This is a genomic window from Fusobacteriaceae bacterium (assembly GCA_031272775.1).
In the GTDB taxonomy this organism is placed as follows: domain Bacteria; phylum Fusobacteriota; class Fusobacteriia; order Fusobacteriales; family Fusobacteriaceae; genus JAISST01.
The window spans coordinates 54,473-68,238 of sequence record JAISTB010000039.1; the positions used below are offsets into that span (position 1 = coordinate 54,473).

A 13,766-nucleotide genomic window follows, 5' to 3' on the forward strand; every position below is an offset into this window, starting at 1 on the left:
ATGATTGTCCACGAGCAATTTCCCATGCGGGAAAAATCCAATATGCGGATCGGCGGGATTGCCGATCGATATATCGAGATCGAGGCCCGGGAAGAACTCCCCGCCGTTTATGAGAAATACGACAGGATCTTTCTCCTTGGCAACGGCACCAACACGCTCTTCTACGACGGACCGCTGCGGTATACCTTCGTGTCGGTGAAAAAAACCGGCGGTATCGTGGATTTGGGCAAGGGTCTCGTCCGGGTCGGCGCGGGCGCCGATTTCAAAGACGTGATCCGCTTTATGCGGGAAAAGGACTATTCGGGCCTGGAAAATCTGGCGGGCATCCCCGGCTCCGTGGGCGGGCTCACCTGGATGAACGGCGGGGCTTACGGCAGCTGGATCTTCGACTGCGTCGACGAGGTGGAAATCTTCGACGAAAACCACGCCTTCAGGAAGCTTAAGGGGCATGAGATCAAGTCCTCTTACCGGCATACGGAGATTCAGGAAAAGAACTGGGTGATTCTCTCGGTGACGTTTCGCTTCCGGCGGGGCTTCGACCTCGCCCGGGTAAGGGAAATCCAGGCGACCCGGGAGGAAAAGCAGCCCCTCAATTACCCCAGCCTCGGCAGCACGTTCAAGAATCCGGAAAACGACTTCGCGGCGCGGCTCGTGGCCGAAGCGGGCCTCAAGGGGACCGTCCGGGGGGGCGCGCAGATCTCGGAAAAGCACCCCAATTTTATCATCAACCTCGGAAACGCCACATTTTCAGACGTCACGGGCCTCATGGCCCTCATGCGGGACGGCGTCCGGGAAAAATTCGGGATTACGCTCAAAGAGGAAATTATTGTCCTGACCTGAAAAAATTTTTCATAACGACAGTTTTTGTCGTAGTCTGTATGCTATGCTGTAAAGGAGGAAAGAATGAAAATTGCCGTATTTATGGGAGGCGTCTCGTCGGAACGGGAAGTGTCCCTCTGGACGGGGCAGGCGATTCTGGAGAGCCTGCAAAGACAGGGCTATGACGCCTACGGCGTCGATGTGACGGCGGAAAACCGGCTGAGCGCCTATACCGACAACGTCTATGACCTCGCCTATCTGGCCTTTCACGGGGAAGAAGGGGAAGGGGGGAGGGTCCAGAGCGTCCTGGACATGCTCGGCAAGCCCTATACAGGTTCGGGCGTGATTCCCAGCGCCGTGGCCATGGACAAGGCCCTGACCAAGCGGATTGCCCGCGACTGCGGGATTCGCGTCGCCAAGTCCTGGGAGCGCCTCGAGGATGTGGACAGCTGGCCCGTGGTCGTTAAACCCGCCCGGGAAGGCTCTTCCGTCGGGGTCTACATCTGCGCCGACAAAGGCGAGGCCGAAAAGGCCGTGGCGCTGTCGGGCGGGAAAAAGCTTGTGATTGAGGAATTCATCAAGGGGGAGGAGCTGACCGTAGGCGTTTTGAACGGGGAAGCTCTGGGTGTGCTGCGGATATTCCCCAAGGCCGCCGAGACCTACGACTATCAATCCAAATACGCCGTGGGCGGTTCCGTCCACGAATTTCCCGCCAAAATCAAAAAACAGGCCTACGACGAAGCCATGGCGGCGTCGGAGCTGATCCATCGGGAATTGGGCCTTTCGGGCATTTCCCGCAGCGATTTTCTCCTGAAAGGAGACGAGCTTTATTTCCTTGAAGTCAACACCTGCCCCGGCATGACCAAGACGAGTCTCGTGCCCGATCTGGGGACGCTGAAGGGCTATTCCTACGACGATCTGGTCCGGATTACCGTGGAGACCTTCGGGCCCAGATAGATTTTATGACATGGGGGATGTGACGCCATGTTCCGGTTTTTCTTCCGAATATCGCTTCTGACCGCCGTGAGTTTCCTGTTCTGGTATATTCCCGGCCGCTTTCTCAACGCGCCGCTGTTTCGGGTGAAGACCCCGAAAATCGTCTTCAGGGACAGGGGCGGCGGAGAGGGCGATGTAAAAATATCGGAAAACGAATTGACAGAAATAGGGGAAATAACTTATAATAGTAGTATATGGGAGATCGACTGCAAGTCCATAGAAGAACTGTTGAAGAAGGACGTCAGGATCAAAGACGCCCGGGTGTATCCGAGCGCCCCCGATGAGCTCACTTTCGAGATCACGGAACGGGAGCCCTTTTCCTATATCCAGCAGGACAGCAGGATCTATCTCCTCGATGAAGAGGGAGTCCTCTTCGGGTTTTTGAATGAAAAGGAAAAGCGGGATCTGCCGCTCTTTGTGATTCGGGACAACGATCCCGAAAAAGCCAGGAAGACAAAGACCTTCATTGAGATCATCAAAAATATGGATGAAACGCTCCTGAAAGACATTTCGCAGATCCAGGAGAGCGACAAATATTGCGTCAACCTGATCCTTTCGGACGGGACCATTGTCCGGACCAACCACGAAGTGGAACGGGGGAAATACAAGATTGCCGGAAATTTATATTACGAGTTGAAGAGCGACGGCAAGCGAATAGAGTATATCGATTTGCGCTTTGAAAACTTTGTGGTGAAGGAAAGCGACGGCGAAAAAAAAGGCGGAACAGTAGGACAGTAGTGTTCTGGAGGAAATAATGACAAGGGAAAACGGGCCTGACAGGCCGGGGTTTCATACGGTAAAGACCGTCATTGACATCGGAAACGACAAAATCAAGGGAATCATCGGAGAAATGACCTACGCGGGGGCCGACAGCCTGCCCGGGGTTTCCATTCTCAAGTACGTGGAAATTCCCGGCAGCGGCATGGAAAAATCGGAGATCACCGACGAGTTGAGCCTGAGCGCCGTTATTGCCCGGACCCTTGAAAATCTCAAAATCAACGACGGGCCCGTCGAAAAAGTCACGCTGGGGCTGGGCGGGACGGCTTTCCGGACCGCGAGAAAAAACGGCCTCACGATCGCCTTTGACGAAAGAGAGATCACGGAAAAGGAAATCGAAGACTTCTACGAGGCCGCAGAACGCGAACTCCTGAAGCCCGGGGACAGGGTCGTCCACCGGGAAATGTACAACATCAAAGTCAGCGACGACAACAAGACCATTCCGTCGCCCCTTGGCAGGAAATCCAGCCAATTGCGGGCCGACGTCTATTTCGTCTATATGGAGGAGGCCCTCTGCCGCCGCTACGAGCGGCTGATGAAGAAAATTCCCGACGGGCCGGAAATCGAAGACGTCATGGCCAACGGCTATGCGGCCGCCATGGCCACCCTACGCAACGAGGACAAGACAAACGGCGTCGTCCTCGTCGACATCGGCGAGGGCTCCACGGACATCGTGATGTTCAAATACAACCGTCTGTTGTTCTTTGACAGCTTCAAGCTGGGAACCATGCACTTTGTCATGGATCTCTGCAGCTTGCCGGAATACATCAATTACATTGAGCAGGAAAAGCGCTGTACCCAGAGCGTCATCAACAAAAAATACGCCCGGGAATTCTACGACATGTACCTGCGGGGCGAAATCGGCGACAACAAGATGTACGCCAGAGACGGCGTCGCCTGCCGGGGGGAATATGTCCGGAATATCATTGAGTTGCGCTGTGAGCAGCTGGCCCGGGAGATCAAAGACAGAGTGCCCGAGCTCAAGGGAGGCTTCCGGGGAATCGTGCTGACCGGCGGCGGCGCGCGAGTGCCGGGCGTCGCGGAGAAGATCCGGACGATCACGAAATATCCGGTCAAGGCCTCACTACCCGTACGGATCAACGGCCTGACGGAAGTCAACGAGCGTATGAGCGCCGTTATCGGGCTTTTCGGCGAGGCCATCGAAAAAGCCTTCGAAACAATCCGGCGGACGGAAGCGCCCAAGGTTGCGGAAACGCCGGAAACAACGGGAGACGTCAAGCCCGAAGCCGCTTCCGCGGCGTCGGCTGATTATCCGGAAAAAGCGCCGGAACCGGCGGCGGATGCACAGGCGGTCCGGGAGACGACGGAAACGCCGACAAAAGAAGTCTTTCTCCCGCCTGATCCGATCCCGCCCGTGACGGAACCTCCGGCGGGTTCCGGGGAAACGGCTGCCGATCCGGCCAAAGTCTCCGACGAAGAGGACGAAAAATTCCGAACATTGCTCAGCGGCGAAGCTGTAGCGGAGAAAAAAACGGAAAAAGATACCGGAGGAGACGGAAAGGAAAAGATCGGGCAAAAATTAAAAGACTGGTGGAAAAGATTTGCCGAAAATTATAAAGCATAAATCGGTTCAAAGGACTCACGCGAATGAAAACCAAGCGCTAAAGGGGGAAAGGCATGTTACAGGAAAGCAAACCGGTAAAAATCATGGTAATCGGCGTCGGCGGAGGCGGCGGTAACGCCATCAACGATATGACAGAGTCGGGCGTCACGGGCGTCGAATTTGTCGCCGCCAATACGGATGTCCAGGATTTGAACAAATCCCTTGCCAATACGCGGCTGCAATTGGGTGAGAAGCTCACCAAGGGAAAGGGGGCCGGCGCTGATCCTGATATCGGGCGGCAGGCCGCCGAAGAGGACAAGGAAAAGATCGCGAAGCTCCTTGAGGGAGTCGATATGGTCTTTATTACGGCCGGCATGGGCGGCGGGACCGGCACGGGCGCTTCGCCCATTATCGCGGAGATTTCCCGGGAAATGGGGATCCTGACCGTGGCCGTCGTGACGAAACCGTTCAATTTCGAAGGAAAAAAGCGGGCCAACAACGCGGAAATGGGGATCGGCAATCTTGAAAAAGTCGTGGATTCCATCGTGATCATTCCCAATGACAAGCTCTTTGAGCTGCCCGAAAAGAAAATTACGCTGAAAAACGCCTTCCATGAGGCCAATAAAGTCCTGAAGATCGGTATTCAAGGGATTTCTGACCTTATGCTGAAGCAGGGACTCATCAACCTCGACTTTGCCGACGTCAAGAGCATCCTGAAAAATTCGGGCATCACCATGTTCGGTTTCGGCGAAAGCGATTCCAAGGAAAACCGGGCCGTTGAAGCGGCCACCAAGGCGCTGGAATCCCCGCTTCTGGAAAAGCAGATTTTGGGCGCCGAAAAGATTTTGATCAACATCACGGCCGACGAGTCCCTGGGGCTCGATGAGGCCCAGCTGATCACGAATATCATCAAAGACGCCACGGGACGCGATGTTGAAGACGGCCAGTGGGGCGTCATTTACGACGACGGTATGGGCGGAAGACTGCAGGTGATCCTCGTGGCCACCAACTTTACCGAAGAGGCCGCCATAAACGCGCAAAAAGAAAAAGAGAAGAAAACGGCCGGCGACGGCAAGGGCGGAAGCGGGCCGGTCTCCGGGAAAGGCGGCGCCGCCAATGACTTAGATAAAAGACCCTGGCCGGATAACTGGGGTTGGGGAAAAAATTAGGGATTACGAAAAAATGCCCTCCGGCGAGCCGGAGGGTTTTTATTTTGGCGGTTTTCAGAGATTCAGGAATTTTTCCCGCAGGTAGGCGACGTAGTAGTCGGGATTGAGCGTCTCGCCGCAGACTTTTTTCACGATGTCCCGGCTGTCCTTGAAATGGCCGTAGCGATGGATTTTCTCCCGGAGCCAGCCCTTGATCGTCTGGAGATCTCCCTTTTCGAGGAGCTTTTCCACGGGCAGGTCCTTTTTCATGGCGGCGTAAATCTGGGCCGCGTAGGCCGAGCCGATGGCGTAGCTGGGGAAATAGCCGATTAGTCCGTCGGCCCAGTGGACGTCCTGCAAGACGCCCGCGCCGTCGTCTTTGGGGGCGACGCCGAGGTATTCGCGCATTTTCTCCCGCCATACGTCGGCGAGGTCCTTGACCTTGATCGTGTCGTTGAAAACGCCCTTTTCGATCTCGTAGCGGACCATGATGTGGAGCGGATAAGTCAGCTCGTCGGCTTCGATGCGGATCAGGGATGGCTCGACTTTATTGATCAGAAAATGAAAATCGGCGAGGCTCATTTGCGAAAATACCGGGGCGAGGGCTTTGTTTTTCTCGAGCCCTTTCCAGAAATGCCGGTCGCGGCCGATGATGTTTTCGTAAAAGCGCGACTGGGACTCGTGGAGGCCGTTGCTGGCCCCGTGGCCGAGGATGGTCCCGTTGTATTTGTCGTCGATCTGCTGTTCATAGATCGCGTGGCCCGTTTCGTGCATGGTACTGAGCAGGGCAAATGTGGCGGGATCCTTCATGTAGCGGGTCGTAAAGCGGACGTCGTATTTGTCAAAATGCGTCGTGAAGGGGTGCTCGCTTTCGGCCATGGCGCCCCGCGTGAAGTCAAAGCCCAGCCAGCCGCTCACGAAGCGGCAGAGTTCCTTCTGGACTTCCTTGGTCAGCGGCGGATCCTTGACCTTCCTCCCCTTCTGTTTTTTGAGGACTTCCTTCAAGAGCGGCACGACCTCTTTTTTCAGCGCGCCGAAGAAAATGTCCAGTTGCTTTGTGTCCATGCCCTTTTCATATTGCTCGAGGTTGATGTCGTAGAGGGTCTTTTCCTTTTTGAAGGCCGCGTCCTTGGTCTCGTACTCATAGCGGGCGAATTTCTTGCTGTAGTCGAAGATCTTTTGCAGCGTCTTGGCAAACATGCCGAAATCCCCCTTGGCCTTGGCTTTCTGCCACAGGGGCTGGGCTTCGGTCAGGAGCTCTTTGTAAGCCTTGTATTCGGCGGGGGGAATGAGGCTTATGCGCGTCATGTCCTCGGTCAGGACTTCCGTTTCCCGCCGCAGGACGGGACTCAGGTCAGCCTTGTTTTTATTGAAAAAGGCGAGGATTTTTTTCAGTTTGTCGGAAGTCAGGATGTCGTAGCTCTTCATGGCGTAATAGCCCATGAGCTTTGAAAGCAGAGCCACGCCGCCTTCAGGGGCGATGGTTTCCAGCTCCCATTGCAGCATGGTGGTCGTCGCCTCGATCAGGTTGTATTCCGTCATCAGGTCCTTGTATTGCTTTGTGTATTCCGTCAGGGTCAGTTCTTTTTTTGCCATGGGTCACCTCTTGTGTGGGATTTTTTGCTTTGCGAATTTGGCTAGTTGTTTTTCTTCTTCCATTCGAGGGGGTAAACGGGGTTCCGCTCCCGCCAGAAGCCCTTGCGGGCGTTTTTGGCCTCGGTCTCGGTCTTCCGGTACACATCTTCCTTCGTGGGCTTGTAACCCCGATAAAACCAGGCGTTTCCCTCGCGGATCATCTCGAGGTTGATGTCGTCGCCCTTGAAATAGACCCGTCCGAGGATCCGGTTGTACTGGTCAATGTCGATTTTTTCAATATCCACGGTCTCGCCCTCGATCCGCTGCGCCAGATAGCGCTGGGACTGCCTGCCGTAGGATTGGTTGAGTTCCGGGGCCTCGATGGCGTACATGCGGATCCGTTGCCGCTTGCCGCCCACGTCCACCGTGAAGGTGTCGCCGTCATGGACGTTGATGACCCGGGCGCGGATGTCGTATTTTTGGGGTTGACCGCAGGCGGCGGTTACGAGAAACAAGGCGCAGAGGAGAGCGCCGAAGAATTTTTTCATCTTTCCTCCCGAATAGGTTTTTTTGGTTCCATGCCTAATCATAGCATATCCGCGGGGATTTTGCAAATTTTATAGGGAAATTTCCGGCTGAGTTCCCACTTCCGGATGCTCTTTCTCCCACTTGGCGCGTTGGGCGAGAATCAAGGCAAGGATTTCGTCGTAGCTTTCCTTGGACATCATTGTCCCGAAAGAATAATCGGTGTTCTTTGTGGAAAGCCACATTCCACGCACTTTTTCCGGTTTTTTAAGTATTGTATTGTTGCTTATGTTTAATAGAACGATCGGGGAAAATTTCCTGAAATATTTTGGGCAAATATGATGAAACAAGCTGGAAAATTCTATATTTGCTGTGCTGTTGTATTTCAAGAGCAGACTGCTGTCATTGGCAAAGACGACTTCTTTGAAGGGTGTGACAAACGGGCGAAAATAGTTGCGAATCGTTATAAAATTATCAGCAATCACCATTTCTTCAAATGAATTGTAAGAGTATTGCTTAAAAAAGCTATCTAATATTGCAATCATGCTGTAGAACAAAGTAAAATATACAAAAATTAAGAAATTCTCATTAGATGTAAGCTTACAAAGAACGAAAAAAAACTGCCGAAATAACTATAAAAATTATAGGTTTTCAATGCCGTTATAGCTGTAGTGCTTGAGGATGATTTTTTCTTTTTCAGTCACGAAGCGAAAATTTCTCTCCATCAACGTCCTTCTCTTCCCTGTTATATTGCAATAAAACTCCGCCGATGTCAAGTTTTAATTCATCCGCCTCGACTTTGGCGCCGCTGAACGTGGCGTTTCCGCTGGTATTTACAATAAATCCTCACCTGCTTTTGTCCGGTGATATCTTCCGGGTGAATTTGATGTTTACTTGTGACTCAAAAAAGTTCAATTAATGAAGAAGTATTCGGGTATAAAATCAGTCAACATATTGGGTAGCTCCAACTCGGTTCCGTTCTTCCAGAATTTGATCTTGTATTTGTTGTCGTCAACTTGAAATCCTGCGATATAAATATTGCCGCCGATTACTTTTATTGCAGCCGCTTCTCCCGAGGACAATACATGCTCAATTCCATTGATCCAGAGAAGGGCCGTCGGGTTTTTGGGGTGGTCGTCCCGATAACCCGAGCCTGCAATGTATACGGTATTATCTTCTACCGCCAATGCTGTGGCTTTCGCGCTTTTGAATTTTGAAGTCAAAACTGATTTTTTCCCGTTTTTCCAAAAAACCGGCGTATAAATATAGCGCCCGCGTAAAGTATGTCGTGAATTTGTGCCTGCAAGGTAGGAATCATCACCAAGAAAAAGCATTCCACTGCTTTTTATCCAAGCTGATCCGGGCTCTTCAAGCGGAAACTCATCCCCATTTTTCAGGAGAACGGTATATTCAGCATTTTTATATGTAGCAGGAGAGAATTTTGGCATATTCGGATCAAGCCAAGCAGTAATAAAGACATCATCTTCGGAAACATGTATTCCTTGCGCATGAAACATTTTTCCATGGCCGGTATCCGTCACCACAGTCTTTTTTCCATTTCTGTAATAATACAGTTTATGCAGCGCGCTCTTTAAAACGTAAACTCCGGATTCATTTGCAAAAATATCCACGAGCTGACCGGTATCTGGCGTATCTTCCGTTATTTTTTCCGGAATCCCATTAATCCAGACTGTTTCAATTCCGTCCTTCAATCCGATCAAATAGACATTTTTTTTATAAACGGTTATACCTCTGATCCATACGTTTTTTGCATCTTCTGAAATAGATTCTACATGTCCGCTTTTCCATAGATAACTATAATCATGGTCTCGGCCATAGATGTATTTTCTTCCAACGACAAAGAGGTCCGGTTCTTTGCTACTGGAAAATGTATGGGTAAAAGCGCAACACACAAATAGAATGTGCAAGCAAAAGGCTTTGACTACTCTCATTTTTGTCTCCGGGAAGAAAAACTCAGATAGCTTTTCCTAGTAACTCCTAGTTTGACAATATATAACAACTACAAAAACTAAGAATTCAGTGATAAGAATTTTCCAATCGAATATTTTGTATTCTTCGTTTAGCAATTTCTTTTCTTCACTGTTCATCAGAATCCTCTGATCGTTTCTTTTCATTACCCACATATTCGAATGTCTGCCTTCGCGCTTCGTGAGTTTTATCCGGTCCGTCGGGCGAGAATCAAGTCGCCCCCTTCCCTTTATTATTGCAACAAATTCCCAAAATGTCAAGTTTTTCTTCATTCGCGGAATTGACAAAAATCACCGGATATGGTAATATTAGGGTATACTTGACCGGCTTGCAGAATTATTGGCAGGCTGTTTTTAGAAGAAGTCCGGGCGGACTTGACGATCAGGAAACCGGGGTGAAAAAAATGACAAGCAAAGAAAAACATCTGGTCATGATCCATGGACTCATGGGATCAAGCCATTACTACAATCCTGCTCATCGTATAGGAGGATTTACCGTCCACACGCCTGACTTACTGGGCTATGGATCTCGCGCCTTTGCGTGCGACGCTACCCGCTTTTCATTGCAAATGCAGGCCGATGATATCGTGAATTATATCGCGGAAAATATCACGGACTGTGAATCGCCCGTTTTTCTCATTGGCCACAGCATGGGAGGCGCCATAGGATTTCTTGCGGCGCAAAGGATTCCGGAGCGCATAAGCGGCTTTATCAACGCCGAAGGCAATTTTACCCTGAAAGACGCTTATTGGAGCGGACAAATCGCGAAGCAGGATTTTTCGAGCTACAAGGCGGAATATGAAAAAATGCAGAACGACCCGGCGGCCTGGCTCGAATCCATGGGGTCTCCATTCGGAAACCTGGAATGGGCGAACGAAATCCTGCACAACCAGCCGGCTGAAACCGTCTACGGCATGTCGAAAGCCCTTGTGACCGAAACCGGAACAGCTCAATATGAAAATACCGTTCGCGAGGTCGTGGAATTTCCGGTTCCCCTGTATTTGATTTCCGGAGAAAAATCAATCTGCGGCTGGGATGTGCCTGAATTCGTTCTGAAAAAGGCCGTTTCCAACATCGTGATCCCAGGCGCCGGGCATAACATGATGTTTGACGCTCCCGGTGAATTCTGCCGGATTGTGCAGAGGATTGTTTTGCAGCGGGAAAATTTTTAATTAAAATCAATCATACAAGGAAGTATGCAATGAAAGGGACAAATATCGCAAAATTACCCGGAATGATGTTCTTCATTCTGTCGATAAGCGGAATGACCGCATCCGCCCCCAATCCAACCGTGTACATTACGCCCACTGGCAGCGTCTACCACCTGTACCGGGAATGTCCGAGGATCGCGGGCAGCAAAAACGTCAAGTCCGTATCTTTGAAGAGCGTCAAGGACAATCGCGGCAAATGTCGCGTGTGCGTTGAAAACGAGGAAATTCTGGAAATCGCGGAAGAGGAAGGGATTTCTTTCGAAGAAGCCCAAGAAAGATACGACAACGGCGGTTACGACGAAATCAAAGAAATCATGGATGAAGAAGGCGTCGATTACGAAGAAGCCAGGCAAATGTATGAAGATGAAGAATATGATTGGTGAAAAGGAGAACCCCCATGACTTATGAATGTTACGAAGACGGTATCTTATATAAGATCTTCGAAGATGACGAACAAGCCGGTAAATGGCTTGCCGCTCGTAAAATAGCCAATTCTTCCGGTATTTTCCAAATAATGGAGGTCGATGATTCCGGCGCTGTAGACCAGCATTATATTGAAAAAATCGGCAAGGCAGGAAAAACGGAAAAAGAAATGCAACGCCTTTACGTTGCTGTGCATGAGACAGCGGTGAAAAAGGCGCAAGAAGGCAAGATCGATACGAGAGTGAAAAAGCTCTATTATTGCGGCGATTATGATGAAAACAGTCTTATCTCTCTTAAATACTACGTTGACATTGTCAATGCGGCGGCCGGTAAAATTATCGCGATTACCGCAACGGGGCCGGAGACAGGAACGATAGTCTATTCGCTGCCCGTAGATGTAAGCGACGGCGACGAAAAGGACTAAGTGCTATACCGATGGTTTAAAAGATATCGCTCCAGCTTCTTTGATTCTTTTGGGGGGGCAGACGTTTGATTATTTGCAAAAACCTTCCGGACATGCGTGTTCGGGAGGTTTTTTTATTATTCACATCAGACGACAAGATTGTACTGGCTCATATCAGGGAAAATTCAAGAGGAAATTTGTCCGATATTGGATTTTTTTGTATCGTGGTCATACGTTTTGATGTAATTGTATACATAAATGTCAAATATTTCCATTATTTGACACCGATAGCCCATGTGTTTTTGATATAGTGAAGTAGCATAAAAACTATTTCAAGCAGATTTGACGCTTGTTCCGCAACACATTTACAGGAGGCGTAATGAACAAAAAACCGTATTATTTCGTAGTTCTTTCTTTGATTTTCTGCCTGATCAGCATGATCGCAACAAATCTCATTCACACAGACTTTGGGAATGCAAAACGTGAAAAAGCGCGAATTGTTTCCCGTACCGGCCATATATTGAGCATCGATATGCTGATTCCAAAGACAGCGACCGCCAAGACGCCGGCCCCGACAATTATCGTGGCTCATGGCGGGAATAACATCAAAGAAATGATGAGTTCCTTCAAGATTGAATATGTCCGGCGGGGGTACGTCGTCATGGCTATTGATCTCTACAGCCATGGTGAATCGGAGAGTTTACCTCAATCTCAGTGGCTGGATGGAGGACGCGGAATGTATGACGCGGTTCAGTACGCTCTTACGATTCCATTTGTTGATAAGGAGAATATCGCACTCGTCGGATTTTCTCGCGGCGGAGCCGCTTCCAACGAATCTATTCAGATCGACAACAAGTCCGAAAAGCACGTGATAAAAGCTGCGTACCTCGTAAATAGCGACGCCGTGTACAAAAACAAAGAAGGCGCATACATCGACATCTATGGAAGCCGCGATGTCGGGATCAACGCGGATACATTCGACGAGTTTTTCTTTACGGAAAAAAATGTTGCCGCTACAACATACTCAAACGACGCCAATCGTTATGTCAGACCGCAAACATCGCCAGTAGACTATGTTATCAACAACAGCGCCCAATCTTTTCTGTCGTTTGGTGAAGATCCAACCGCACAGACTGAAAAAAGAAAAGCTGAAACAGTTTATACGAAAACGTATTCAGATGGCGAAGGATCGCGGATAATCAACGTTGTAAAACTTGTCCACATTCAAGGTATTCATTCGAAACAGGTTGTTGGAAATACACTCAAATTTTTTGAAAGAGTTATGCCGACCACCCTAAATAAAGACGCCTCAGACCAGATCTGGCCGACGAATTCACGTTTTGGACTCTTGGGCCTGATTGGACTTTGTATGTTCGTAGTATCCTCGGTTTGGCAACTGGCACGTTCAAAACCCTTTGCCTCCCTGGATCAAGGCGGACCGGCTACGATGGGGAGCACGCCGGATACTACAGGGAAAATCTGGTTTTGGGGCTCTCAGCTTGCAACGATCCTGTTTGCGACATTCAGCCTGGTATATTATACAAAATTAGGGTTCAATACATACAGAAACAGTTTCTTTCTTTCGTCAAACGGCTTTTATTATGGTCTTTGGGGAGCTACCGTAGGCGCCTTTGGGCTTCTTCTCTGCTTTATATGCTACCAGTGCTATGGAAAAAAGAATGGTTTCGATCTGAAAGCCTGCGGCTTGGTAACTTCGTGGGGAAACATCGTGAAATCAATCTTGGTCGCAATTATCGTTGCGATCGGCACATATTTAATCGTTTTCGCCGCCCAATATATTTTTAAAACCGAATTCATTTGGTTCAAATGGATTGCCTGCGCTTTCGGAGCGGAAAAAATTCCCCAGATGCTTAAATATTTACCGTTCTATGTTGTCTTCTACCTTTGTATCTCCATAAGCACAAATTGCTTTAACTATAACGGGGTCATCGGTAAATCCAAGTGGATCAACCTGATCGTTTTGGCAATATTGAATACTCTACCGCCTGTTATCATCATGAGCTATCAGTATATTACCTTTGCCAGATCCGGCCTGAACGCGATGATTGGCGGAAACGCCTCCACCGGGAACAATATGATTACGCTGATCCCTGTGATCTTCGTGGCAACAATCATCAATCGAAAAATATATGACCGGACGAAAAATCCTTATCTTGCGGCCATTACGACGGCCTTGGTTTTGACCATCCAATCCGGCATTATCAATGAAACAATTCCTGTAATCGCAAAAGCAGTGCAGTAGGGCGCGGCCATACCCTCGGAACAAAAAAAACTCCGAGCCCCATTTCCGGCGCTCGGAGCGAAAAGATCCGCTTA

General features: G+C 49.8%; 13 protein-coding genes. 9 read left to right on the top strand and 4 right to left on the bottom strand.

The window, feature by feature from the left end; all coding sequences use genetic code 11:
* From murB to ftsZ, 5 genes are all read left to right on the top strand, one after another.
* Window positions 1–840: a UDP-N-acetylmuramate dehydrogenase gene (gene murB, locus LBQ97_09600; GenBank protein ID MDR1832959.1), complete on the top strand. Its 840-nt coding sequence runs from the start codon at window positions 1–3 to the stop codon at window positions 838–840.
* A gap of 63 nt (window positions 841–903) precedes the next feature.
* A complete protein-coding gene (locus LBQ97_09605) occupies window positions 904–1,776 on the top strand; it encodes a D-alanine--D-alanine ligase (protein ID MDR1832960.1) in 873 nt (290 codons plus the stop codon).
* A 27-nt stretch (window positions 1,777–1,803) separates the two neighbouring features.
* The gene (locus LBQ97_09610) at window positions 1,804–2,553 is read left to right on the top strand and encodes a cell division protein FtsQ/DivIB (protein MDR1832961.1); all 750 of its coding nucleotides are present in this window, start codon (window positions 1,804–1,806) and stop codon (window positions 2,551–2,553) included.
* Between the two features lie 16 nt (window positions 2,554–2,569).
* Entirely contained in the window at window positions 2,570–4,177 is a 1,608-nt protein-coding gene (locus LBQ97_09615) for a rod shape-determining protein (protein ID MDR1832962.1), read from the top strand.
* A gap of 53 nt (window positions 4,178–4,230) precedes the next feature.
* Window positions 4,231–5,325 carry a cell division protein FtsZ gene (ftsZ, locus tag LBQ97_09620; GenBank protein MDR1832963.1) on the top strand — a complete coding sequence of 365 codons (1,095 nt, stop codon included), beginning with the start codon at window positions 4,231–4,233 and terminating at the stop codon, window positions 5,323–5,325.
* Between the two features lie 54 nt (window positions 5,326–5,379).
* Here ftsZ and LBQ97_09625 read toward each other — a convergent pair whose 3' ends face one another.
* The 4 genes from LBQ97_09625 to LBQ97_09640 form a co-directional block, all read right to left on the bottom strand.
* Window positions 5,380–6,900 carry a carboxypeptidase M32 gene (locus LBQ97_09625; GenBank protein MDR1832964.1) on the bottom strand — a complete coding sequence of 507 codons (1,521 nt, stop codon included), beginning with the start codon at window positions 6,898–6,900 and terminating at the stop codon, window positions 5,380–5,382.
* Between the two features lie 41 nt (window positions 6,901–6,941).
* Entirely contained in the window at window positions 6,942–7,427 is a 486-nt protein-coding gene (locus LBQ97_09630; protein MDR1832965.1) for a thermonuclease family protein, read from the bottom strand.
* A 69-nt stretch (window positions 7,428–7,496) separates the two neighbouring features.
* The gene (locus LBQ97_09635) at window positions 7,497–7,961 is read right to left on the bottom strand and encodes a hypothetical protein (GenBank protein ID MDR1832966.1); all 465 of its coding nucleotides are present in this window, start codon (window positions 7,959–7,961) and stop codon (window positions 7,497–7,499) included.
* A gap of 354 nt (window positions 7,962–8,315) precedes the next feature.
* Entirely contained in the window at window positions 8,316–9,356 is a 1,041-nt protein-coding gene (locus tag LBQ97_09640) for a hypothetical protein (GenBank protein MDR1832967.1), read from the bottom strand.
* 440 nt (window positions 9,357–9,796) lie between these two features.
* Between LBQ97_09640 and LBQ97_09645 the strand changes: the two genes are divergently transcribed.
* From LBQ97_09645 to LBQ97_09660, 4 genes are all read left to right on the top strand, one after another.
* Window positions 9,797–10,564, top strand: a complete 768-nt coding sequence (locus LBQ97_09645) for an alpha/beta hydrolase (GenBank protein MDR1832968.1) — start codon at window positions 9,797–9,799, stop codon at window positions 10,562–10,564.
* 62 nt (window positions 10,565–10,626) lie between these two features.
* The gene (locus LBQ97_09650) at window positions 10,627–10,986 is read left to right on the top strand and encodes a DUF2015 domain-containing protein (protein MDR1832969.1); all 360 of its coding nucleotides are present in this window, start codon (window positions 10,627–10,629) and stop codon (window positions 10,984–10,986) included.
* A gap of 14 nt (window positions 10,987–11,000) precedes the next feature.
* Window positions 11,001–11,450 carry a hypothetical protein gene (locus LBQ97_09655; protein MDR1832970.1) on the top strand — a complete coding sequence of 150 codons (450 nt, stop codon included), beginning with the start codon at window positions 11,001–11,003 and terminating at the stop codon, window positions 11,448–11,450.
* A 358-nt stretch (window positions 11,451–11,808) separates the two neighbouring features.
* Window positions 11,809–13,692 carry an alpha/beta hydrolase gene (locus LBQ97_09660; GenBank protein ID MDR1832971.1) on the top strand — a complete coding sequence of 628 codons (1,884 nt, stop codon included), beginning with the start codon at window positions 11,809–11,811 and terminating at the stop codon, window positions 13,690–13,692.
* Window positions 13,693–13,766: the final 74 nt, after the last annotated feature.

Bases quoted from the DNA above. Each gene is read 5' to 3' on its own strand.
- murB (MDR1832959.1), top strand. From the start codon at position 1: ATGATTGTCCACGAGCAATTTCCCATGCGGGAAAAATCCAATATGCGG.
- ftsZ (MDR1832963.1), top strand. From the start codon at position 4,231: ATGTTACAGGAAAGCAAACCGGTAAAAATCATGGTAATCGGCGTCGGC.
- LBQ97_09650 (MDR1832969.1), top strand. From the start codon at position 10,627: ATGATGTTCTTCATTCTGTCGATAAGCGGAATGACCGCATCCGCCCCC.
- LBQ97_09625 (MDR1832964.1), bottom strand. From the start codon at position 6,900: ATGGCAAAAAAAGAACTGACCCTGACGGAATACACAAAGCAATACAAG.
- LBQ97_09660 (MDR1832971.1), top strand. From the start codon at position 11,809: ATGAACAAAAAACCGTATTATTTCGTAGTTCTTTCTTTGATTTTCTGC.
- LBQ97_09645 (MDR1832968.1), top strand. From the start codon at position 9,797: ATGACAAGCAAAGAAAAACATCTGGTCATGATCCATGGACTCATGGGA.
- LBQ97_09655 (MDR1832970.1), top strand. From the start codon at position 11,001: ATGACTTATGAATGTTACGAAGACGGTATCTTATATAAGATCTTCGAA.
- LBQ97_09640 (MDR1832967.1), bottom strand. From the start codon at position 9,356: ATGAGAGTAGTCAAAGCCTTTTGCTTGCACATTCTATTTGTGTGTTGC.
- LBQ97_09605 (MDR1832960.1), top strand. From the start codon at position 904: ATGAAAATTGCCGTATTTATGGGAGGCGTCTCGTCGGAACGGGAAGTG.
- LBQ97_09615 (MDR1832962.1), top strand. From the start codon at position 2,570: ATGACAAGGGAAAACGGGCCTGACAGGCCGGGGTTTCATACGGTAAAG.
- LBQ97_09610 (MDR1832961.1), top strand. From the start codon at position 1,804: ATGTTCCGGTTTTTCTTCCGAATATCGCTTCTGACCGCCGTGAGTTTC.
- LBQ97_09630 (MDR1832965.1), bottom strand. From the start codon at position 7,427: ATGAAAAAATTCTTCGGCGCTCTCCTCTGCGCCTTGTTTCTCGTAACC.